The 21,541-nt window shown below is 63.6% G+C and carries 19 protein-coding genes and 1 riboswitch; of the genes, 12 read left to right on the forward strand and 7 right to left on the reverse strand.

The genetic code is table 11. The annotated features are described in order from the left end of the window. Positions 1–28 precede the first annotated feature (28 nt). Both VMW12_08235 and manB read right to left on the reverse strand, forming a co-directional pair. Positions 29–2,749, reverse strand: coding sequence for a dynamin family protein (locus VMW12_08235; protein HUZ49710.1), 2,721 nt, complete (start codon positions 2,747–2,749; stop codon positions 29–31). 28 nt (positions 2,750–2,777) lie between these two features. Then, positions 2,778–4,127, reverse strand: a complete 1,350-nt coding sequence (gene manB, locus VMW12_08240; GenBank protein ID HUZ49711.1) for a phosphomannomutase/phosphoglucomutase — start codon at positions 4,125–4,127, stop codon at positions 2,778–2,780. A gap of 93 nt (positions 4,128–4,220) precedes the next feature. On the opposite strand from manB, the gene VMW12_08245 reads away from it, so the two are divergent. Beyond that, complete coding sequence (locus VMW12_08245) at positions 4,221–5,552, forward strand: SpoIIE family protein phosphatase (GenBank protein HUZ49712.1); 1,332 nt, start codon at positions 4,221–4,223, stop codon at positions 5,550–5,552. Further along, on the forward strand, positions 5,545–5,946 hold the full coding sequence (locus VMW12_08250; protein HUZ49713.1) for a hypothetical protein: 402 nt from the start codon (positions 5,545–5,547) through the stop codon (positions 5,944–5,946). Before VMW12_08245 ends, VMW12_08250 begins: the two co-directional genes overlap by 8 nt. Positions 5,947–5,948: 2 nt before the next feature. On the opposite strand, the gene VMW12_08255 is transcribed toward VMW12_08250, so the two are convergent. From VMW12_08255 to VMW12_08265, 3 genes are read right to left on the reverse strand one after another with little or no spacing between them, the layout of a single operon-like run. Beyond that, positions 5,949–6,725, reverse strand: coding sequence for an ABC transporter ATP-binding protein (locus tag VMW12_08255; GenBank protein ID HUZ49714.1), 777 nt, complete (start codon positions 6,723–6,725; stop codon positions 5,949–5,951). Further along, positions 6,722–7,702: an iron ABC transporter permease gene (locus VMW12_08260; protein HUZ49715.1), complete on the reverse strand. Its 981-nt coding sequence runs from the start codon at positions 7,700–7,702 to the stop codon at positions 6,722–6,724. The genes VMW12_08255 and VMW12_08260 overlap by 4 nt, the downstream gene beginning before the upstream one ends. Positions 7,703–7,715: 13 nt before the next feature. Beyond that, positions 7,716–9,626, reverse strand: a complete 1,911-nt coding sequence (locus VMW12_08265; protein ID HUZ49716.1) for a TonB-dependent receptor — start codon at positions 9,624–9,626, stop codon at positions 7,716–7,718. A gap of 11 nt (positions 9,627–9,637) precedes the next feature. Further along, a riboswitch (cobalamin riboswitch) is annotated at positions 9,638–9,828 on the reverse strand. Positions 9,829–9,879: 51 nt separating this feature from the next. On the opposite strand from VMW12_08265, the gene VMW12_08270 reads away from it, so the two are divergent. The 3 genes from VMW12_08270 to VMW12_08280 are packed head-to-tail and all read left to right on the forward strand — an operon-like array spanning position 9,880 to position 12,488. Further along, entirely contained in the window at positions 9,880–10,731 is an 852-nt protein-coding gene (locus VMW12_08270) for a helical backbone metal receptor (GenBank protein HUZ49717.1), read from the forward strand. Beyond that, on the forward strand, positions 10,653–11,792 hold the full coding sequence (gene hflX / locus VMW12_08275) for a GTPase HflX (protein ID HUZ49718.1): 1,140 nt from the start codon (positions 10,653–10,655) through the stop codon (positions 11,790–11,792). The genes VMW12_08270 and hflX overlap by 79 nt, the downstream gene beginning before the upstream one ends. Next, positions 11,793–12,488, forward strand: a complete 696-nt coding sequence (locus VMW12_08280; protein ID HUZ49719.1) for a serine protease — start codon at positions 11,793–11,795, stop codon at positions 12,486–12,488. Positions 12,489–12,682: 194 nt separating this feature from the next. Here the strand turns inward: VMW12_08280 and VMW12_08285 are convergent, their stop codons facing one another. Continuing rightward, positions 12,683–13,777 (reverse strand): potassium channel family protein, encoded by a 1,095-nt coding sequence (locus VMW12_08285; protein HUZ49720.1) that lies wholly within the window; start codon positions 13,775–13,777, stop codon positions 12,683–12,685. Positions 13,778–13,843: 66 nt separating this feature from the next. Then, positions 13,844–14,389, reverse strand: a complete 546-nt coding sequence (locus VMW12_08290) for a carboxypeptidase regulatory-like domain-containing protein (protein HUZ49721.1) — start codon at positions 14,387–14,389, stop codon at positions 13,844–13,846. A 134-nt stretch (positions 14,390–14,523) separates the two neighbouring features. On the opposite strand from VMW12_08290, the gene VMW12_08295 reads away from it, so the two are divergent. The 7 genes from VMW12_08295 to VMW12_08325 are packed head-to-tail and all read left to right on the forward strand — an operon-like array spanning position 14,524 to position 21,514. Continuing rightward, positions 14,524–14,877, forward strand: coding sequence for an NADH-quinone oxidoreductase subunit A (locus VMW12_08295; protein HUZ49722.1), 354 nt, complete (start codon positions 14,524–14,526; stop codon positions 14,875–14,877). Then, on the forward strand, positions 14,868–15,347 hold the full coding sequence (locus VMW12_08300) for an NADH-quinone oxidoreductase subunit B family protein (GenBank protein ID HUZ49723.1): 480 nt from the start codon (positions 14,868–14,870) through the stop codon (positions 15,345–15,347). The genes VMW12_08295 and VMW12_08300 overlap by 10 nt, the downstream gene beginning before the upstream one ends. Before the next feature lie 23 nt (positions 15,348–15,370). Further along, a complete protein-coding gene (locus VMW12_08305) occupies positions 15,371–15,985 on the forward strand; it encodes an NADH-quinone oxidoreductase subunit C (GenBank protein ID HUZ49724.1) in 615 nt (204 codons plus the stop codon). A 52-nt stretch (positions 15,986–16,037) separates the two neighbouring features. Further along, positions 16,038–17,201 (forward strand): NADH dehydrogenase (quinone) subunit D, encoded by a 1,164-nt coding sequence (gene nuoD, locus VMW12_08310; GenBank protein ID HUZ49725.1) that lies wholly within the window; start codon positions 16,038–16,040, stop codon positions 17,199–17,201. Continuing rightward, positions 17,201–17,965: an NAD(P)H-dependent oxidoreductase subunit E gene (locus VMW12_08315; GenBank protein ID HUZ49726.1), complete on the forward strand. Its 765-nt coding sequence runs from the start codon at positions 17,201–17,203 to the stop codon at positions 17,963–17,965. Before nuoD ends, VMW12_08315 begins: the two co-directional genes overlap by 1 nt. Beyond that, positions 17,952–19,244: an NADH-quinone oxidoreductase subunit NuoF gene (nuoF, locus tag VMW12_08320; GenBank protein ID HUZ49727.1), complete on the forward strand. Its 1,293-nt coding sequence runs from the start codon at positions 17,952–17,954 to the stop codon at positions 19,242–19,244. The genes VMW12_08315 and nuoF overlap by 14 nt, the downstream gene beginning before the upstream one ends. Further along, positions 19,241–21,514, forward strand: a complete 2,274-nt coding sequence (locus VMW12_08325; protein ID HUZ49728.1) for a molybdopterin-dependent oxidoreductase — start codon at positions 19,241–19,243, stop codon at positions 21,512–21,514. Before nuoF ends, VMW12_08325 begins: the two co-directional genes overlap by 4 nt. Positions 21,515–21,541 lie beyond the last annotated feature (27 nt).

Here is a 21,541-nt window from a genome sequence, read left to right on the forward strand (position 1 = left end):
CGATTTTAAGGCTTCGACGCCCCATGTATCACCGCCCCTTGCGCAGGAACCGCGCAAAGAATCCGGCCTTTTGCGGTGGGGGCTCGGGCATCGGGGCAGCGAGGGCCGCATGCTCGGAAGCCGAGCGAGCGAGGCGTTCCAGGCGCGCCATATGTGCCTGAGCGTGCCCTTCCAGGGTCGATCGCAGCGCTTCGAGCTGGTTCCAGCCGGCCGGCGCGCGCCCGGCTGCGACCGCGCGCTCGTACTCTAACGACGACACGACAAAAATGCGTTCGCTCGCGATGTTACGTTCGCGTAGATACTGGCTAGCAAGTTCCACGACGCCGCGCCGCTCGGACGACGCTTCGTTGTCGGCGATCGTGTGCGCGAAAGTCATCGGCTTGCCGAATTCGGCTACGCGTTCGTAGACGGCAAGTTCTCGATCCGAAAGCTGGCGCGAGAAGAGACACAGCACCTCGCTTGCGTGGCTGGCCGCGACCACCGTGATATCCTCGGCGGCACTGTCTCCCGAATCGAATGCGGGCGCGTGCACAAGCACCAGTTCGCGCGGCAGGCCCCACGGAACGAGCACGAGCACGGGTGCGTCGGCGGCGGCGGCGGATGCGCGTTCGAACGGCAGTTCCTCCCAGCGCCCCCGCGCATCCAGCGTGAACGCCTGTTCGCTCGGCCCGTACCGGACGTGGATGGGAAAGCGCACGCTGCCGGCGACGTCGTCCGTCAACACCACCCTGCCCGCGATTGCGTTGATAAGGCTCGACTTACCGCGCCGGAGCGCACCTAGCACCGCAACCCTCCATCGTGTGGGCTGCAGCCCCGCGTCGTATACCTGCGCGTCGAACGCCGCCGCGTCGGCATGCGCGATGCGCACCGCCTCGGAGCCCGCATCGGCCGGCGCGATTTCCTCGTCGCGTTCGATAAAGTGTTCGACCGTCGCAGCGACGCGCGCGCGGCCTTCGGCGAGCTCGGTTCGGCGTGCGAGCAATGCGGCGCGTACGCCTTCTTGCGTCCCTTCCCGGCCGGCTTGCAGCGCGCGATCTATCGATCCCAGTTCGATATCGCGTTTGTCGACGACCGCGCGGGCAAGCGCCTGCGCGAGATCGTCGTACACTCGTTGCATCCGTGAGCCGATGCGGTCCGCAAACGCCTGCGTCTGCGTTCGCAACCGCGGGAAAATCTCGGAGCGAAGATCGGCGAGGAGTTCGCGCTTCATGTAACTGCCCGGTTGACGGGTCGCGAACCGGCTCGCGATGTCGTGCACGAGCGCGATGGCCGGCCCGCCGATCGCCTCCAGGACGATCGTTGCGGCGACGGCGGCGCGGACGTTCCCGCTCCAAAGACTCGTGCTCGGTTCGGCACCGAACGCGCGCGCGGCCGCATCGTTTGCGCTCCAGCGCACCGATGCGATCGTTTCGATGCGTTCCAGGGACGACTCGATATCGTCGCACACGGCCTGCGCCGCATCGCGGGCGAAATCCGCGACGACCGCGGCCAGGACGCGATCGACGATAATATGGAGCCGAGCGCGATCGCGTAACCGCGCGATGTCGGCGGAATCGAATCCCTGCGAGAGCGCTCGTTCCAACTCTTGCGCGAGGTCGAGGCCGCGTTCGTCGATCCGTTTGCGTTCTTGCATCCCGCCGCGCAGTATACGTTCGTGCTCCGTTCTCGCGCGTTCGTCAACGTTTCGCAATGCCGGGACGAGCATCGCGCGCTGTTCGCTCAGCGACGTCGCATCCAATGCCAGCATGTCGAGGTCGCGCCCGATGTCGTCGAGCGTATCGGCCACGGCTCCATCTACCTGCGATGCGACTCGACGTAACCGCGCGCGCCCGGTTCGCCTGATGAGCGAGGCGTCCAGCGCCGCTAAAAACTTTGGAAAGCGGCTGGCTTCGACGGCCCCGGGATCGCCGGTCAGTACGCCGTCCACGTATTCTCGAGCCGAAAGCGCGTAGACGTACGTCCCGGGCGCGTGAATCGCCGCCATATTGGCAATGCGCTCGTAGGCGTGCTCCCATCCGGGACGGCCGTCGGCTTGCGGCTGCTGCCAAAGATCGATCTTGGTCTGCACGATGAAAATCGAGTCGATGTGCTGCCGGACAATGCCTAAGAACGCGGCATCCCCCTCGGTGAACGGCTGTTGCGAATCGATCAGGTAGAGCACCGCATCGGCGGTCGGCAGAAACTGCAGCGTGGCCCGGCGGTGCGCCGGGTTAATCGAGGCGAGGCCGGGCGTATCGGCAAGCACGAAGCCGCGTTCTAAAAACGGAGAATCCGTCGCGACGACGACGCGCGAGGGCGCATCGGCTTCACCTTTGGTCGCATCGTGGATCGTTCCCACGTCCCCGTTCCCGACTGCGATAAAACGATTGAGCCGATCGAGGGGGATCCGCTCGGTACGCCCGTCTTCGTACACCGCGGTGGCCAGCGTCTCTTTGCCGTAATTAAGCTCGGTGATCGTCGCCGTCGACGGGTTGATGTCGGTGGCGAGCAAACCGGCGAGTTGCGTGCCCGCGCTCGTCTGCTCGTAACGAAACTTCCCCAGCAGGGCGTTGAGCAGAAAGGACTTTCCGCTGGAAAATTCTCCCACGACCGCCAGGACGAACGTGTCGCCCTGCAGTCTCTTGCGGGCGGACCGAACCTCGCTAAGATCGCGCTCGACGAGCAGCGGTTCGAGTACGAGCAATTGCGCGACCAAATCGTCGCGCGTTTGCTCGTACTGCCGCATAGCATCGGTATCGACTCGACTCATTCGAAGGAAATTCGTCCTTGGGTTGCTGCTATTGCCGAATCAGCGCTAGCGCTTCGTCCCGGTGGCGCTCCATCAATGCGAGCGAATCCCCTTCGACGTTGAGCCGAAGGAGCGGCTCGGTATTCGACGGACGCACGTTCATCCACCAATCGGGGTAACCGATCGTAACGCCGTCGAGATGATCGATCTGCGCGTCCGCATAGTGGGCTTGCAACTGCGCGAGCTTCGCGGGGATGTCGTGAACGGTGCTGTTGATTTCCCCGGAGCGAAAGCGCGTATCGATCGGACGGATCACGTCGCTGACCGGAGCGTCGGCCTCGCCGAAGACCTCGAGGCATTGTAGGAATGCGATCATCCCCGAGTCGGCATACCAGTTGTCCTTGAAGTAGAAGTGGCCGGAGTGCTCTCCGCCAAACATCACGTCGCGCTCGCGCATGATTTTTTTGATGATCGAGTGGCCCACTTGCGAACGAATCGGTACGCCGCCGGCGCGCTCGATTTGCTCGGGGACGCTGCGGCTACAGATCAAGTTGTAGAGAATGCGCGACCCGGGATATTTTTTGAGCGTGTTCAGGGCGACTAGGGCCGTGACGGTGCTGCCATCGATCAGAGCGCCGCGTTCGTCGACGATGAACATACGATCCGCGTCGCCGTCGAAGGCCACGCCGACGTCGCAGCCGTGTTTCTTCACCGCGGCCTGGAGATCGGCCATATTCTCGGGTTCGATCGGGCTCGCGGGATGATTCGGAAAGCTGCCGTCGAGTTCGAAGTAGAGCGGCACGATTTCGCACGGCAGATGTTTGAAAACGTACGGCACGGTCTCGCCGGCCATACCGTTTCCGGCATCGACCGCAATTTTGAACGGCTTGATCGCCGAGCGATCGACGAACGAGAGGCAATGCTCGGCAAACGCGTCCAGAACGTTCCGCCGTTCGATATGGCCGGGACTAGCGGCCGGCTCGGGGAGGCGTCCGGCCAGGATGTTATCGCGGATGGTCGATAGCCCGGTGTCGAGCGAAATCGCCTCCGCGCGCGCGCGCGTGAACTTCATCCCGTTGTACTGTGCGGGGTTATGCGAGGCCGTGATCATAACGCCGCCGTCGAAGCCATATTTTCCGACTGCGAAGTAGAGCGCGTCGGTGGATACCTTGCCGATGTCCAGGACGTCCGCACCGGCCTCGGTCGCACCCCGAGCGAATGCCTCGAAGAGATTCTCGCCGCTAGGACGCATGTCGCGTCCCACTACGACTTTCTTGGCACCGAGTAGCGAAACAAAGCATCGTCCGATCCGATATGCGACCTCGTCGTCGATCTCGGACGGATAAATTCCGCGGACGTCGTAGGACTTGAAAATACTCGGATCGATCTGCGTTGGCATGACGGTTTCTCGTTCGGAAGGGTTGGCGGTGCGACCTCTGTTGGGTTCGTGAAGGCGAGGCAATCGCCGTTTTCCCGCGTTACCGGAACACTTGTGTTTACGGTCTTTCTCGTTATCGTCCTTGCGGTCGCCGTGCAGGGAGCGTTCCAGACGCGGGCCAGCATCGCGCAAACCTTCGATCGGCAGTCGCGCATCGAGCAGGCGCAGGTGGCACTTGAAGAGCTGCTGCGTTTGCAAATCGACGAAGAGAATTCCGTCCGCGGCTATATCCTCAACCGCGATCTCTTCTATCTGCAACAGTATGCCGGCGCGGTGGCGTCGTTCGATCGCAAGGAACAGACCGTTCGCTTGGCTTTGGAGGCCGAGCAGCTCAACGGCGCCCTGACGATGCTCGAGCAGTATGCCACGCTGCAACAACAATGGCGTACCCAGGTTGCGCGGCCGATGCTCGCGCGGCCCGATCGTTCGATGGAAGAGATCGATAAGCAGAACAAGGCGTTCTCCGATTACGAAAACCGAACCGCCGACGCCATCCGCTTGGTCCTCGCGAATACCAATGCGGCGCTGGCCCTGAGCACGCAGACGCAAATCAATCAAACGCTGTACGTCCGCGCGTTTTGGTTGCTGGTGTTCGGCCTCATGACCATCCTCTTCAACGCTTACGGCTCGCGTGTGAGCAAAGAGTTGGAAGAAGAGCGCACGACCACCGAGATTCTGCAACGGGCGTTTCGCAGCCAGCACGTCCCGTTGCCCAATTGCGAGGTTGGGAGCGCGTATCTCGCGGCGAGCAGCCACCTAGCGGTCGGCGGCGACGTCTTCGACGTGTATCGTCTGTCGGGAAATCTCGCGCTCGTCTTGATCGCCGACGTTAGCGGTAAGGGCGTCGACGCGGCGGTCATCACCGCGTTCATCAAGTTTACGATCCGCGGCATCGCGCTGCGGCGCCGCGATCCCGGCGCGATGCTTGCGGAATTTAATACCGCGTTCGCCCAGACCGTCGAGAATCCGTACCTGTTCGTTTCGATGTTCGTGGGCGTGCTCGATACGCAGACGCTCCAGCTGCGATATGCCAGCGCGGGGCACGATTCGGCATTCGTTCGACGTTCTACCGGAGTGCAACAACTCGCGGTGACCGGGCCGGTGCTGGGCGTCATGGAGGAGCCGTTCGAGACCAAGACGCTCTTCCTGGAAGACGGCGACATGCTGGTGCTGGCGACCGATGGCCTGACCGAGGCTCGGGACCGCTCGGGCGAGCAATTGCACGAAGAGGGCGCGATGCGGCTGATCGAGCAGAGCAGCGTGCACCCGCAACCGCTGGCGGACGAATTGATCGCTCGGGTCAAAGCGCTGGGCGGAAACACGATGCGAGACGATCTCGCCATCCTGGCGATTCGCGTGCGGGATCCGCAGGTGAGCGATGCGTAAGGCGTTGTATGCGTTTGCTATCGTGCTGGCGTGCGTCGCGATGACGCAGGGTGCGCTCAGGGCACAGTGCACGCTCCCCATCGGCGCGCGCGTCGTCTTGTACGGTACCAGCGACGATCCCGACGTATTCGTATGGGATTCGCGTTTTCGCATGCGTTCGTACGCGCAGGGGTCGTTCGACCAAGCCCGAGCGCTGCTTCCGCACGCGTTGCTCGTCGAGCCGGGGACGCGCGCGCGCATCGTCACTTGCGTTGCCGGATTCGTCGAATCGAAATACAGCGATCGCGCGGACGACGCGATCGGCATCGTCATCGTCAGCGGGCGCTATCGCGGCCGTGGCGGCTGGGTTCTCGAGACCGACGTGCGCAGCATGTTACGACATCCAAGGCGTTAGAGTTAGAGTACGGCGTCGCGAGCGAAAACCCGGAGCCGGCCGTCCGGGAGCCGGACGCGTTCCATCTCGATTCCGTATGCTTCCTCGATCGCGTCCCCGGCGAGGACCGCGTTTGGGCGATCGAAGGCGAGGAGACGATCGCAGCCCAGCAGCATCAGGCGATCGGCATAGGCTGCGGCCTCGTTGAGATCGTGCAGCACGCACAAAACGGTGTGGCCGCGCCGCGCGACCTCGCGCAACAATGCGAGAATCTTGTGCGCTACCCGTACGTCGAGATGGCTGGTCGGTTCGTCGAGGATCAACACCGGCGTCTCCTGCGCTAATCCCATCGCGATCCACACCCGTTGGCGTTCCCCGCTTGAAAGCGTCGAAAACAATCGCTCGCGATACGCTTCCATGCGAACCGCTCGTAACGCACGTTCGATCGCGGCCTCGTCGTCCGGAGTGCTCGACCACTCCCACCAACGGTGGTGAGCGAAGCGTGCGATGCCGACGACGTCGGCGACTTTGAGCGCGTCGGTGAGCGCGTCGTCGCTGGTTACGAACGCCATGCGTCGCGCGCGCTGAGCGGGCCGCAAACGATCGACGGCCTCGCCGCCAACGACGATGCTTCCGGTTGCGTGCGGACGAACGCCGGCGATCGCTCGTAGCAGCGTGGTCTTTCCGACTCCGTTCGGGCCGAGAACGGCGACGAACTCTCCGGGCTCGACGCTCGCGTTCACGTCGCGCAGCAGCATCCGTCCGTCGATTGAGACGCCGAGATCGCGAAGTTCGATCACGTGCGTGCCTCCGAGCGCAGATACAGATAGAGAAAGGTGGGAACGCCGATGAATGCCAGGAGCACGCCGATCGGGAGTTCGGACGGTGCGACGATGGTGCGGCCGATCGCATCCGCGACCAGGCAGAGCGCGGCGCCGCAGAACGCGCACGCCGGAAGCAAGACGCGCGCATCGGAGCCCACGACGCGACGTGCCAAATGCGGAACGATCAGGCCGATGAAGCCGACGATCCCCGCGAGTGCGACGCTGCTTGCCGCTAGGAGTGACGATGCGATCAGGATGAGCCACTGCGAACGGCCGACGTCGAGCCCGACGGCGCGTGCGCGGACGTCGCCGACGCGCAACGCGTTCAGCGCGGGGATGGCAAAAAGCGCGAGCGCCATGCCGAGCGTCGCATACGGGAGAGCGACCGCGAGCGAGTGCCAGCCGCGGCCCGCCAGCGATCCCGCCAACCACGCGATGATCTGTTGCTCGTAGTCGATCGATTGGGCGCGCGTGAGGACCAGGGCGACGACGGCCGAAAAAAGGGCCGAGAGCGAGATGCCGGCGAGGATGAGCCGATTGGGATCGACGCCGCCGCCGCGTCGCGCAAGGGCTGCGACGAGGATCGCGGTGCCGAGGCCAGCGACGAATCCGATCCCGGGCGTCAGCGGCGGCGCCACGCCGGCGAGAATGGCGATGGAAATGGCAGCCGCCGCGCCCGCACTCACGCCGGTGAGATAGGGGTCGGCAAGGGGATTGCGCAGCATCCCCTGCAAGAGCGCCCCGGCCACCGCGAGCGAGGATCCTACTACGATCGCGATGCAGATGCGCGGCATCCGGAGTTGCCACACGATCGTCGTTACCGCGCTCGCATGCGCCGGATGCAAGAGCGCTTGCATCACGTCGGTCGTAGCGAGCGGGCTGCCTCCGACGAGCAGACCGCCGCAGGCTGCAAGCAGCGCAAGCGCCGCTAGGCCGGCAAGTCGGAGGAGCATGCGGCTCGCGTTCCTATCTGGTCGTTAACTCGAGCGCGAACGAGCGCCCGGGCATGGGATAACCGGACACCTGCGCGTAGCGCTCGTTCCCAAGGTTGTATCCGCGAAGCGACAGCAGCGCATGGCGACCGGCACGAAAACGCGCGAACGCGTCCACACTCGTAAATGCCGCCGCTTGGTCGAAGAGCGGTTGGGTTGGATCGACCGCCGCGTTCGCGCCGACCGAACGGAGGGCTATCCCGGCGTCGTGCAAGAGTGTGGATCTCCCGCCGCTGATATCGAGGTGCAAGTTGAGGCTGATCACCGGGTCGTGAGGGAGGCGCGATTGCGCGACGAGATCCTGCGCTCTATAGAGATCGGTCACGTTGAGTCCCGTGACCACGCCATGGTATGGACGCGTGCGCACGTCCAGCGTGAATCCTTGGAGCAGCGCGCGATCGATATTCTCAGGCTGATAGATGAAGTTCACCGGATCGACTTCAACCGGAACGATTAAATCGTTGGTGCGATTCGTGAACCACCCGAACGAAACGCCGCCCATGAGGTGGTCGTCGACTAGCGTGAGATCGCCGACTCGCGCGCGCTCCGGATGCAGCGCTGGGTTACCGTAGCCGGGAAAGTAGAGTTCGACGGCGTTCGGTGCGCGAAACGCATTGGCATAGTTGGCCTTGAGCGACAATCCCGCACCGAGCGAAACGCGCGCGCCGATCGACGGGGAAAATTCGCCGCCGAGCGCGCCGTCACGCTCGCCGCGAATGCCGACGTACGCCGAGGAGTCGCCACCGAGCTGGACGTTTTCCTGCGCGTACGCCGCGGACTGTGCGATTGCGGCGAAGGTGACGCCCGGCGTTGCGGTTCCACCGCTGTCGCTGCGCACGACGCCGCGCGAGAGATCGATGCCGTAGATGAGCCGTTCCGAAGCTCCGCTCACGACGTTGCGCAAGCCGAAGTCGGTACGCGACTCCGTGCTTACCGCGGTCGCCGGCTGATAGCAGTTTGCGTCGTTGACCGAATCGCACCCGAAAGCTATCTGTTGGCGCGTACCGCCGAGTTGGAGCGTCGCGATGGATTGCGCTCTGCGCTGCGTGAGGGTGAGATCGGCGTTTGCATTCACGTCGTCCTCACGGCTAGAGGAGGAGAAGAATCCGGTCGGCCCCGGCGCACCGATGTGGTCGGACGTCAACCCGGCTCGGAGCGAAGCCTCGATGCCGCCGAGTTTTCGATCGAACGCGGCGTGTACGGAGGTCGCTTCGTAATCGGCGTTCGCGCGCGTCGTCGGCGTCGTGCCGTCGGAGGGTAACGCATAGCCGTTCTTTGAAACGATGCGCTGGAACGTGAAGCCGTCGGCATTCGCGGTAATTTCGCGATCGCCGAAGCTACCGACGCGCAGATCGGCTTTCGCCGGCGTACGTCCGGCCGTGATGATATTGATGATGCCGCCGATCGCGCCGGTCCCGTACAGCGTCGAACCGCCGCCTTCGACGACTTCTATGCGCCGAACGCCGGCGGTCGGTAGAACCCCGAGATTGACGCCGTTGCCGAGCGATCCCGGTGCCGGAAGCCCGTCGATGAGGACCAAAACTTGCGCCGAGTTGCTGCCGCGAATGCCATACGAAACCGAGGCTCCGATCGCACCGTAGGATGCGAGCTCGACGCCCGGAACCGCCGCGATGGCCTCGCCCACGGTGCGATAACCGTTGCGTGCGATTTGCTCTGCGGTGACGACGTACACGGTGCGCACGCTGTTGCGCAACGTGGTCTCGGAGCGATCGGCGGTCTGCACGTGCGCGATCTGAGGAATCGGGGACGGGGTGGGAGCCGGCGTTGTCGCAGCCCCCGCTGGAGCGCGAAGAACGAGCAAGAGTGCTACGGCGCAGAGCGCGCGCAGCATGAAAACGCGGAACATGGCGATCCCTTCCTTCATGCGAGGAACGACGATACGTTGTGACGTCTGCCCGGTATCCTGACTTGCGGATCGTAGCCGTCGTGCCCGCGTCTTCCCATCTCGTACGAGATAGTGACGGTGGGCGGCTCCCCGCGTACAGTGGCGCGACCGTGCCGGATTTCAACCGGCTTCCCGCGCAAACGTTTAGGCGCGCTCTATTAGCAGAGACATGCCGCCGAACCTCCCGAAGACGGGCGGAACCGAGCCGGAACAGCAGGAAAGCGCAGCCAACATGTTTCGCATCACGTCCCGCCACGTTTTTGCCCTAGCGTTCCTCGCGATCTTCGCGGCTTGCGCGCCGGTTGCTCGGCCGTCGCGCCCCGCCCACGCGCCGCGCATCGTCTCGCTGCTCCCCGCCTTCACCGAGGATCTCTTCGCGGTCGGTGCGGGGAGCCAGGTGGTAGCCGTCTCGCGATTCTCCGATTTCCCGCCGGCCGCGCGGGCTCTGCCCAGGGTCGCCGACGTCTCGAGCATCGACGTCGAGCGGATCGTCGCTCTCCATCCTGACGCGATCGTCGGCATTCCCTCGCAGCAGCGCTTGCTCGAGCCTCTGGTTCGCGCCGGCTTCGACGTCCGGATCGTTCCGAACGACTCCTACGCCGATGTTTTTAGCGCCATTCGCACCTTGGGTCGTCTGAGCGGACATTCGGCGCGGGCAAACGCCGAAATCGAACGATTGCGCCGAACTACCGCTGCCTTGCATGCGCGGACGCGTGCGTTCAAACGCCATCCCAGCGTCTTCGTGGCGCTCGGTACGGGGCCGATTTGGACGGCCGGCGACGGCTCCTACATCGCCGAAATGATTGCGATTGCCGGCGGACGCAACGCTGCGGCAGATGTACGCCTCCCCTATGCCGAATATAATGAGGAAGCGCTGTTGCGGGATCAGCCGGATGCGATCGTGTACGGCTCGGATACCAAACTTGCAAGCGTGCTAAACCGTGAGCCGTGGCGCGATCTGCGCGCGGTTCGCGAGGGGCACGTCTATCAACTCCCCGATGCCGATTGGCTTTATCGGCCGGGACCACGTTATATAAAGGGACTCCACTGGCTCATCGAACGTTTGACACCGCTGGCGAGGTAAACTCGGCCCGCGCGCTCGTCGTCGCCGTCGATCTCGACGACCCGGCACGACCGATCGACCCCGAACTGCTCGAATTCGAAGCCCTTGCAATCGCGGCCGGGGCCCAACCGATCGCCCGCATCGTGCAGAAACGCGCCGCGTACGATCCCGCGACCTTGGTCGGCAGTGGAAAAGCGCACGAAATCGCGGCGCTGGCGAAAGAATGCGACGCCGGTTTGATTTTGGTACTCAACGATTTGCGCCCGCGTCAGCGTAAGAACCTCGAAGCGATCATCTCCGTGCCGATCGTCGATCGCACGATGTTGATTTTAGACGTCTTCGCCGCGCACGCTCGCAGCCGCGAGGGAAAGCTCCAAGTCGAGCTCGCGCAATTACGCTACCGGCAATCAAACCTCATCGGCGTCGGTGCAGACCTTTCGCGGCTCGGCGGCGGCATCGGCACGCGCGGACCCGGCGAGAGCAAGCTGGAAGTCGATCGCCGGCGCATCCAACATCGCGTGACCGTGTTGCGCGGCGCTCTGGAAGACGTGCGCCGCCAACGGGGAACGCGCCGCGCGGCGCCGCATCGCGAGCCGCTGGTCGCGCTGGTCGGCTACACCAACGTCGGCAAGTCCTCGTTGCTCAACGCGCTTGCAAAATCGGATGCGCTGGTTGCCGATCAACCCTTTGCCACGCTCGATCCGACGGTGCGCCGCGTCTATCTGGCTCCCGATCGCTACGTGCGGCTGGCGGATACGGTGGGCTTCATCACCGATCTCCCCAAGGATTTGATCAACGCCTTTCGCGCGACGCTCGAAGAATTGCGCGAGGCTCAACTCTTGATTCACGTTTTGGACGCCAGCAACCCCGATTGGCCGCGTCAACGCGTCGCCGTCGACGCCATCGTGCACGATTTGGAGCTCGACGCCACGCCCCGCATCATCGTCTTCAATAAATGCGACGCAGCTCCAAACATTCCGCATGAAGCGGACTCGATCGCGGTCAGCGCGACCACCGGCCAGGGGCTCGACGCCCTCCGAGAAGCGATCGCGACACGATTGCAAGCCGAAGGCGTATCCTAAATGATCCGAAAGCGAATGCTTTGCGGCCTGGCATGCGCTGCGGCGCTCCTCTGCGCCTGCGCGCCGCGCTATCCCGACGATCGTCTCGTTTCGATCGTGCAAAAGCTAAAGCCGTCGGTCGTGATGTTGGCGATGCGTCTGCCCCCCGAGCATGCGAGCGATGCGTACGACGTTTCTTTTGCATCGGGCTCGGTGGTGGCTAGCGGCGCGTGGGGAAGCGACATCCTCACGGTGCGACACGCGGTACGCGGCGCATGGCATATGTTCGTGACGGTCGGCAATACCCATAAAGTCCCGGGCAAAGTGATCGCGCTCGATCCCGTCAACGATATCGCACTCGTGCGTATCGCCCGGCCGAATCTTCCCGTCGTCGCACTCGGTTCGTCGGGCGAATTGGCAACGCAAACCGGTCGCGAGGTCGCGCTGATGGGCTATCCGATCCCCGACGAAATCGACGGCGGCCTGCGGACGTCACTCGTGACCGGCACGCTCTCGGCCGTGCGCAAGAATGCGCTCGAGATGTCGCTTGCCGTCGTGCCGGGCGAGAGCGGCGGCCCCGTGTTTCTTGCCGATACCGGCGAGATCGTCGGCGTCGTTGAAGCCCGCATCGGCGAGGAACCCAGTATCGGCTTCGCGCTACCGATCGACGATGCGAAACGTTTCCTGCATCGCTACGACGCACAACACGGCTTCTAGGTGAGGCTCACTCGTTAGGGACCGTGGCGGGAGTGGTGCTTGGGGAAGCTGCGATTTTTTTGGCCCAAACAGGATGTTTGCTTCAAAGCTTCGCTTTGCCAAAAAAACGTAGCAGCGTTGGATTTTACAGGATGTAAAATCCAACAGCGGTTCCCCAAGCACCACTCCCGCCACGGTCTCTAACGAGTGACGGCTTACGGCACCGGCGTCCGTATTGGATGAACGGTCGCCGGCGCGATGAGGGTGCGGTCGCCGACCCACTGTAACGGCGGGATTTGGAACGCGCGTGCGAGCGCGTTGAGATCGTGCGCGTAGGTGGAACGCAGTTTCGAAAAGCGCTCCCAGGCTTGGTCGCGGTCGTGAAGCGTAAAGCCGGCGTCGATCAATCGTTCGCAAGCGCGGTCGAACTCGCTACGATCGATGCCCGGAGTGTTCTCCGCGTTATCTTGCAGGAAATATTTGGCGAGATCGTGCGCGGCGTGTCGTCCCAGCGTGTAGGTGATTCGCGCTTCGCCGGTTGCGTCGCGGACGGTTGTCGTCAACAGCACCGAAGCATCCAACAGCGTTCCCAGGGTGCCGATCCAAGATTCGTAATCGTGGCTCGAGCGAAAATAAGCCAGCGCCGGATACGCGAGGTGGCTCTCGATAACGCTTGCGATCCAGCGTTGCCCGTCGCGCAACGTGCTTGCCAAATCGTCGCGATTGTTGGCGAAGCCGGCGATCGTGACCATGCCGACGCCGCTCGGTGGGGAGCCGGCGCGCGCTCCGACCATAACGACGAATTGCTCCCGTGCCTGAAACGTGCCGAACAGCGCAAAGAGATAGGCCGTCGTGATGGAGACCACGCCCAAACCGGATGCGCCGGCGCAGAGCGAGACCGCGCGCGCGAGCCCGGAACGCGCGACGATGTCGCCGTAGCCGATGGTCGTGAATGAGACGCCAGCGTAGTACACCGCCGCCCAGTACGTGTGCAGCGAAGGCCGCATCTGCTCACGCATCGCCCAGAACAAGCCGCCGTAGGCGAAAATCAGGAGCAAAATCCAAAAGGCCAGCATCAGGACCAGCGTTGCGGGCGCGAAGATGGCGAGCAGATCTTCGCGGTGCTCCTCATCGTTGGGATAGAGTTTCCATGCCAGGCGAGGCCAGAGCCACCACATCGTTTTCCAAAAGTACGAGCTCAGACGAAAGCGGCGTCCCACGGCGCGCGGCACGATCACCGACTGAAAGACGTCGCTCAACGTCGCGGCGATCAGAAGGATCGCGGCAAGCGCGATAGCGCCGTTGCTCATCGCTACGAACATGGTCGAGCAGACTTGCGTGCGGGAGCGCTCGCACCTGCCCGGCCGCCGAGGGAGCTACGGTTGCGGGGTGAGGATCGGGCTGACGCTTGGCGGAGGCGTGCCGCGCAAGGCCGGGCCGATCGTCGGTGTGGCTGTGGCATTCGGCGCCGGGGTGCTGGAGAGTGCCGGCCCGATCGTCGGCGTCGCCGTAGGCGCCGGCCCGACGCTGGGCGGGGGGGTTGGGGTCGCCGGAGGCGGCAGCGTCGACTGGTCGGAGGGCATGGCGACGGGCGTGAGCCGCAGATAGCCGACCTGGGTCGTCTGATCCTTGCTGATTTCGACGTTGGCGCTATCGGTCGTGAAGCCGGGCGAGCGTGCGGTCACGGTTTGGTTGCCGATGGGGATGCGTACTAAGGTGAACGCCCCTTGCGTGTCGGCCGTGGCCGTATAGATGGAGCCCACCGAGATGATCGCGTTGGCGATGGGGCGATTCGTCGTCGAATCCAGCACGCGGCCGGTGACCGTGCCATAATCTTGGACACCGACGACGGCGTTGTTGCAGCCGCCGCCGTTGGCTCCCAGCAAGAGGAGAAGGGCGACGCCGACGATCGCATTGCGCATGGGGTGAGAGTACCATTCCCATCGAGACGAAGCCTCCGGCACGCTGCGTGTTTTGCAGCAGCGGGGCAAATTGGCCCACTCGAACCGATATTTTCCCAGGTAAACGGACGACGGAGTGAAAAAAAACAGGAGCCATGAATCCGTACGGTCCGGTTGCGATCTATCTTTGCGTCGCGCTTGCTGCGGCGCTGCTCTTTACCTTTCTGCCCGGTTTGGTCGGCCGCAGTAAACCCAACCCCCAAAAGGACGAAGCGTACGAGTGCGGTGTCGAACCGACCTCGGCCGTGGCCGGGCGCTTCCCGGTGCGCTTCTATCTGATCGCGATGCTCTTCGTCATCTTCGATGTCGAGGCTGCGTCGTTCTATCCGTGGGCGGTGCGCATGCATTCGCTCCGAGTCTTTGGGCTGGTTGAAATGGTCGTATTCGTGATCGTTCTGGGCATCGGTTACGCCTATGTGTGGAAGAAGGGGGGCTTTCAATGGAGATAAGCCCCGGCCAATTCTTGCTCGCGAGGGTGGATGACGTCGCGCGATGGGCGCAGAGCTCGAGCGTTTGGCCGCTCACCATGGGCCTTGCGTGCTGCGCGATCGAGATGATGACCGCTACCGCGCCCGAGTACGATATCGCGCGCTTGGGCTCGGAGGTCTTTCGGAGCTCGCCGCGCCAAGCGGATCTGATGATCGTTTCCGGCCGCGTCGCTCAGAAGATGGCCCCCGTCGTCAAGCGCATCTTCGACCAAATGGCCGACCCCAAATGGGTGATATCGATGGGTGCCTGCGCAAGCTCGGGAGGCGTATTCGACAACTACGCGATCGTGCAGGGCGTCGATACGATCATTCCGGTCGACGTCTACGTCCCCGGCTGTCCGCCGACGCCCGATGGGCTGCTGTATGCCATCAATTTGATCCAGCAGCAGATCCGCGAGGGTGGTCGCGGCGGTATTCTGGCGCGCTCCTAGCTTTGCTTCAGTAAGAGGTTCTCATGCCCAGTACGCAATCGCCGCCGATCGCCGGTGCGGCGATCGACCCGCCGAGCTTGCGCCCCGCCATCGACGATGCCGTCATCGAACGCGTCGATGCGCGCGGCGTGCGCGCGCGATTGGAAGCGCTCAAAGGCGAAGGCTTCACGATGCTGCTCGATCTCGGTGCGGTCGATTACCCGCAGCGAGCACCGCGCTTCGACGTCGTCTATCATCTGCTGAAGATTCCGAATGCGGCGGCCTCGGTGGCAACCGTCGGAACCCCGGCGCGCGTGCGCGTGCTGTGCGGTGTGGACGGAGCGGACCCGCATCTGCCCAGCGTCGTCGATCTGTGGAGATCCGCCGATTGGGCCGAGCGCGAGGTTTGGGACCTGTTCGGCATCGTCTTCGACGGCCACCCGGACCTCCGACGCATTCAAATGCCGCAGGAGTGGGAGGGCCATCCGCTGCGCAAAGACTATCCGTTGCGCGGCCCCGAGCGCGATCGCTCGCCGCGCCCCAGCTTCGCGTTGAAATCGAACGTTCAGGCCGGGACGCCCCCGTCGGGGCGCACGCTCGAAGCCTTGCAGGAACAGATCAAGCGAGCGGCCGCACAGGATGGAGCGGCGCATGAGTAGTTTGTCGGCAACGCCCCTCACCCCCGAGATCGTCACGCAAGACGGTAACTCGATGGTGCTCTCGATGGGCCCGCAGCATCCGTCCACGCACGGCGTGCTGCAAGTGATGTTGGAGATCGAAGGCGAGACGGTCGTGAAGGCCGAGCCCGAGATCGGTTATTTGCATACCGGCATCGAGAAATCGGCCGAGAATCTGTTTTGGTCGCAAGCGCAGACGGTGATCGAGCGCATGGATTACCTCGCGCCCGAATCGAACGCGCTCTGTTACGCCCTCGCGGTCGAGAAGTTGCTCGGCGTTACCGACGCGATTCCAAAGCGCGCTCAAGCGATCCGCGTGCTCTTCGCCGAGTTGACGCGTATCGCATCGCATTGCGTCTGGCTTGGGACCGGCGGTATCGATCTCGGCGCGCTTTCGGTGTTCTTCTACACGTTCGACCTGCGCGAGAACATTCTCGATCTGCAAGAGGCGGCCGGCGGAGCGCGCATGCATCCGAACTACGTGCGGATCGGCGGCCTCAACGGCGATCTGCCGGATGGATTCCTCGCCAAGCTCGATGCGCTGATCGAAAAGTTTCCCGGGCGCATGCGCGATCTGCGCGGGCTGCTGCAGGCCAATCCCATTCTGCAGGACCGCATGATCGACGTCGGCGTACTCTCGCTCGACGAAGCGCTGCAGTGGAACTGCACCGGGCCGACGCTGCGTGCCTGTGGCGTGGCGTACGACGTGCGGCGCGCGTTTCCGTATTCGAGTTACGAAGAGTATGAATTCGATATTCCCACCCGTACGGAAGGCGACGCGTACGCGCGTTTCCTCGTCCGCTTGGATGAGATGGAAGAATCGCACCGCATCATCAAACAGGTGCGAGCCAAACTCGATACACCCGGGCCCGTCTTGGTCGACGATCCCAAAATCGCCGCCCCACCCAAGGAAACGATCGCGCTTTCGATGGAGGCGCTGATCCATCACTTCAAAATCGTGAGCGAGGGCTTTCGCGTGCCGCCGGGCGACGTCTATCACGCGGTCGAGGGGCCGCGCGGCGAACTCGGCTTCTACATCGTGAGCGATGGCGGAAATCGCCCGTATCGCGTGCGGACGCGCCCGCCCAGCATGTACAATCTGCAGGCGCTAAAGAGCATCGCGCCGGGTAACCTCATCGCCGATTTGGTCGTCTCGATCGGATCGCTCGATCCGGTCTTCGGTGAGGTCGACCGCTGATGCAGAGTTTCGAAACGTTGTACGAACGTCTGCGCCCGGAGTGCGAGCGCCTGATCGCGCAGTACGAACACCCGCGCTCGGCCTTGCTGCCGATCGTGCATCTCTTTCAACAACACGAAGGCTACGCCAGCCGCGAGGCGATGCGCGCGACGGCGGAAATGCTGGAGCTCACGCCTGCGGTTGTCGAGTCTACGGTGTCGTTCTACTCGTTGTTTTTTCGCAAGCCGGTCGGCCGATACGTGCTGCAGGTCTGTCGCGGACTCTCGTGCACGATCAACGGCGCCGAAGAGATCATGGCCTACTTCCGCGAGAAGCTCGGCATCGGCCATCTGCAGACGACGGCCGACGGGCTCTTCTCGTACGAGGAAGTCGAGTGTTTGGCCGCATGCGATCGGCCCACGTGCATGCAGGTTAACCTCGAATTTTTCTACGATCTGACGCCGGCCGCGATCGACGAGATGATCGAAGCGATGCGCGGCGGGGCGTTCTCGGTGGCGCCGATTGCGCAGACGCGGCCACCGGAGTCGACCTGGGCGATCAAGCAGGACGACCAGGTGGCGACCGGGCGTAAATCACCCGGTGCGACCGATGTGGCCCGTCCCAATAACGCGGGTGGGCTCGGCGACGCGAGCGGCGTGATCATGCTCGATCGATTCGTCAACAAAGAGATCGCGTTTAGCGAACGTTCGAACGAACGGCTCGTTCGCGATTCGCGCGCGGTATACGACGTCCTAGAGGACGGGGAGCAGCATGCCGGTCACTAAAGTGTTGACCGCCGGTATCGGCGAGGTCGATCTGCGCGATTTCAAGGTGTATCGCGATCGCGGCGGTTACAAGCAATGGGAACGCGCGGTACGCGAGTTGCAGCCGGCGCAAGTCTTGGAGCTGGCGGATCGCTCCGGCCTGCGGGGCCGCGGCGGCGCGGGCTTCCCCACCGGAAAGAAATGGTCGTTTCTGCCGAACGACAGCAAGCCGCGTTATCTCGTCTGTAATTGCGACGAAGCCGAACCCGGAACGTTCAAGGACCACATGTTGCTCGAGCAGGCTCCGCACTTAGTGCTGGAGGGCATTCTGCTGGGCGCTTACGGCATCGCCTCGCACCACGCGTTCATCTACATTCGCGGCGAATTCAAGCGCGGTTTCGAGATTTTCTCGAAGGCGCTCGATGAGGCGCGAGCCGCCGGCCTGCTGGGAAAGAATATCTTCGGGACCGGATACGATCTCGAAGTGACCGTGCATCGCGGTGCGGGCGCATACATCTGTGGCGAAGAGACCGGCCTGCTGAACTCGCTGGAGGGCAAACGCGGCGAGCCGCGCCTCAAGCCGCCGTTCCCCGCCATCGCCGGACTCTACGGCATGCCCACCGTCGTGAACAACGTCGAGACGCTCGCGTATCTCGTGCCGATTCTCGAAAAAGGTGCGGAGTGGTTCGCCGCGGTTGGGACCGAGCGCAGCAAGGGCTACAAGATCATCTCGATCTCCGGCCACGTGCGCAAGCCGGGCAACTATGAAGTGGCACTAGGAACGACGGTGCGCGAGTTGATCGAGATCGCCGGCGGCCTGCGCGAGGGGCGCACGTTGATGGCGGTACAGCCCGGCGGCGGCTCGTCGGCGTGCATCTTTGAAGAACATCTCGACTGGCCGTACGATTACGAGAGCATGGCAAAGGCCGGTTCGATGCTCGGATCGGGCGCGTTCGTCGTGTTCGACGATACGACCGACTTTGTGAAGTGCGCGTTCAACCTGGTGCGCTTTTTCGCGCACGAATCTTGCGGGCAGTGTACCCCGTGCCGCGAGGGCGGCCATTGGCTCGAAACGGTGCTGCATCGCTTTGTCGAAGGGCGCGGGTTGCGCAGCGACCTCGAGATGATCCGGCGAGTGAGCAGTACGATTACGGGATTGAATCTCTGCGCGCTCGGCGACTCCATCGAGCCGTTCCTCAAATCGGTCATCAATCGATTCCCCGAACAGTTCGAAGCGCGCATCGATGCGCGGTCACTCCACCAGAATGGATCAACTGCCATGGCGGCCTCCGCACAATGAGTTCTACTCCAACGCAGCCGGATCTCGTACGTCTCACGATCGACGGCGTCGCGGTTGAGGTGCCCAAAGGCACCCTCATCGTCGAAGCGGCCAAGACGATCAAGCAAGAGATCCCCGTCTATTGTTACCACCCCAAGCTCGGGCCCGCCGGACTCTGCCGCGTCTGTTTGGTGGAAGTCGAAGGCATGCCCAAACTGCAGATCGGCTGCAATACGCCGGTGAGCGACGGCATGGTGGTGCACACGCAGAACGCCAAAGTCGATACCGGACGTTCGATGATTTTGGAGCTGTTGCTCGTGAATCACCCGCTCGATTGCCCGATCTGCGACAAGGGCGGCGAATGCGATCTCCAGGATTACGCCATGGCGTACGGGCGTGGAAGCTCGGACGTTGCGGATGCGAAGACCAGCAAACCCAAGGGCGTCGATCTCGGGCCGACGATCGTGCTGGACGAAGAACGCTGCGTAGTCTGTCAGCGCTGCGTGCGCTTCGACGATATCATCGCGCAAGAGAATCAACTGGTTCTGAAGGATCGCGGAGCACGCGACATTATCGCGACCGCCACGGGCGAGCCCTACCGGCATAATTTCACCGGCAACGTGACCGAGATATGTCCGGTCGGTGCGTTGACGTCCAAAACGTATCGCTTCAAATCGCGCCCCTGGGATCTGCAACGCACGCAGACCAGTTGTACCCAGTGCGCCGTCGGTTGCCAGCAGATGGTCGACGTCCGTTTCGGGATCCCGTTGCGGACGATGTCGGTTGAAAGCGACGATGCGATCTCCGACGGATGGCTCTGCGATCGGGGACGCTACAACATCGGCTTCTACGCCTCCGCGGAGCGCATCACGCAGCCGTTATATCGCAAGGACGGCGAGTTTCACCAGATCGGCTGGGACGATGCATTCAGTCTCTGGGCGAAGGCCATCAAGTCCTCGATCGCGGCCAACGGCGCCGCGAGCGTGGGCGCGATCGGCGGCGGACGCCTCACTAACGAAGAAGCGTTCTTCTTGCAGTACCTGTTCCGCGCGCTCGGCGTGGAGAATTTGGATTGGCGCGCGGGCACGCAACGCCAAGCCGGCCCCGGCCCCTCCGGCGGAACCTATGCCGAACTCGAACGCGCGGATGCGATCGTGATTGCCGGCGAATCTCCGGCCGAACGCGCACCGGTGATGGACCTGCGGATCCGCAAAGCGGTTGCGCGTAACGGAGCGACCTTGATCCGCATCGCGCCGACAGAAGGTAAGCCGAACGTCGCGTGCACCGACGTCGCGACGGTCGCGCAAGCGATCGAGGCGATGCCGAGCGGTGCCAAAAACATCGCGCTCGTCTGGGACGGCGTCGACCTGCAGCTCGGCGCGGAGCTTGCGAAGGCCGCTTCGGGTTGGGCCGGTCTGCGCACGTATATCACGGCCGAACAAGCCAACGCTCGCGGTGCCGAAACGATGGGGATGCTCCCGTGCGAAGGCGCCATGGATACTCTGGCGATGTTCGCGGCGGCGCGCGAGGGCCGCCTCGACGTGCTCTCGCTCTTCGGAGTCAATCCGGTGTTGCACGCGAGCGATGCTGCGGCAACGCGCGCGGCGCTCGAGCGCGTACCGTTCCTGGTGGTCAGCGATCTCTTTATGACGCAGACGGCCGAAATGGCGACGCTCGTCCTTCCGGCGAAGGGTGCCTTCGAGAAGGGCGGCACGACCACGAATCTCACCGGCGACGTTCTTCCGGTAAACCAGTCGTTGCAGGCGCCCGAAAGCGCGCTCTCGGATTTCGAGATGTTAATCGGCTTGGCGCAGCATTTCGACGAGGTGCCGTTGCCGACGAGCGAGGAGCTCGACGCGCGCGTGATCGCACTGTGCGCGAAACCACCGGTCGAGGGCGGTTTCGGCGACCGGCGATACGCTTCCGCAGCCCCGAGCCGGCCGGCGCCCGCACCCTCCGACGGGCTTACCGTCGTGGTACGCTCCGCCGTCTTCGCCGGCGGCGGAACCAGCGCGCACGACGAACGCATCGCGTCGCTGCGGCCATTGCCGCACGCATCGCTGGGTGCGCAAGATGCCACGCTGTACGGCCTGCAAAACGGCGATCGTATCGATTTGGAGTGCGAGCGGATGCTCTTGCGCGACATGGTGGTTGCGGTGCGTCCCGGCATGCGTCCCGGGATCGTCGTGCTGACCGGCGGTTTGCCGGGACGCGCGGCCAACTCGCTCTCCGCGGGCGCGCGAGCGCGCGTCGTCAACATTCGCAAGGCCGCAACGCCGGTGGGGGTCTAAGGTGCAGGGAGCGATCGATACCCTCAA

The organism is Candidatus Dormiibacterota bacterium (genome assembly GCA_035532835.1).
Classification (GTDB): Bacteria; Vulcanimicrobiota; Vulcanimicrobiia; order Vulcanimicrobiales; family Vulcanimicrobiaceae; genus DAHUXY01.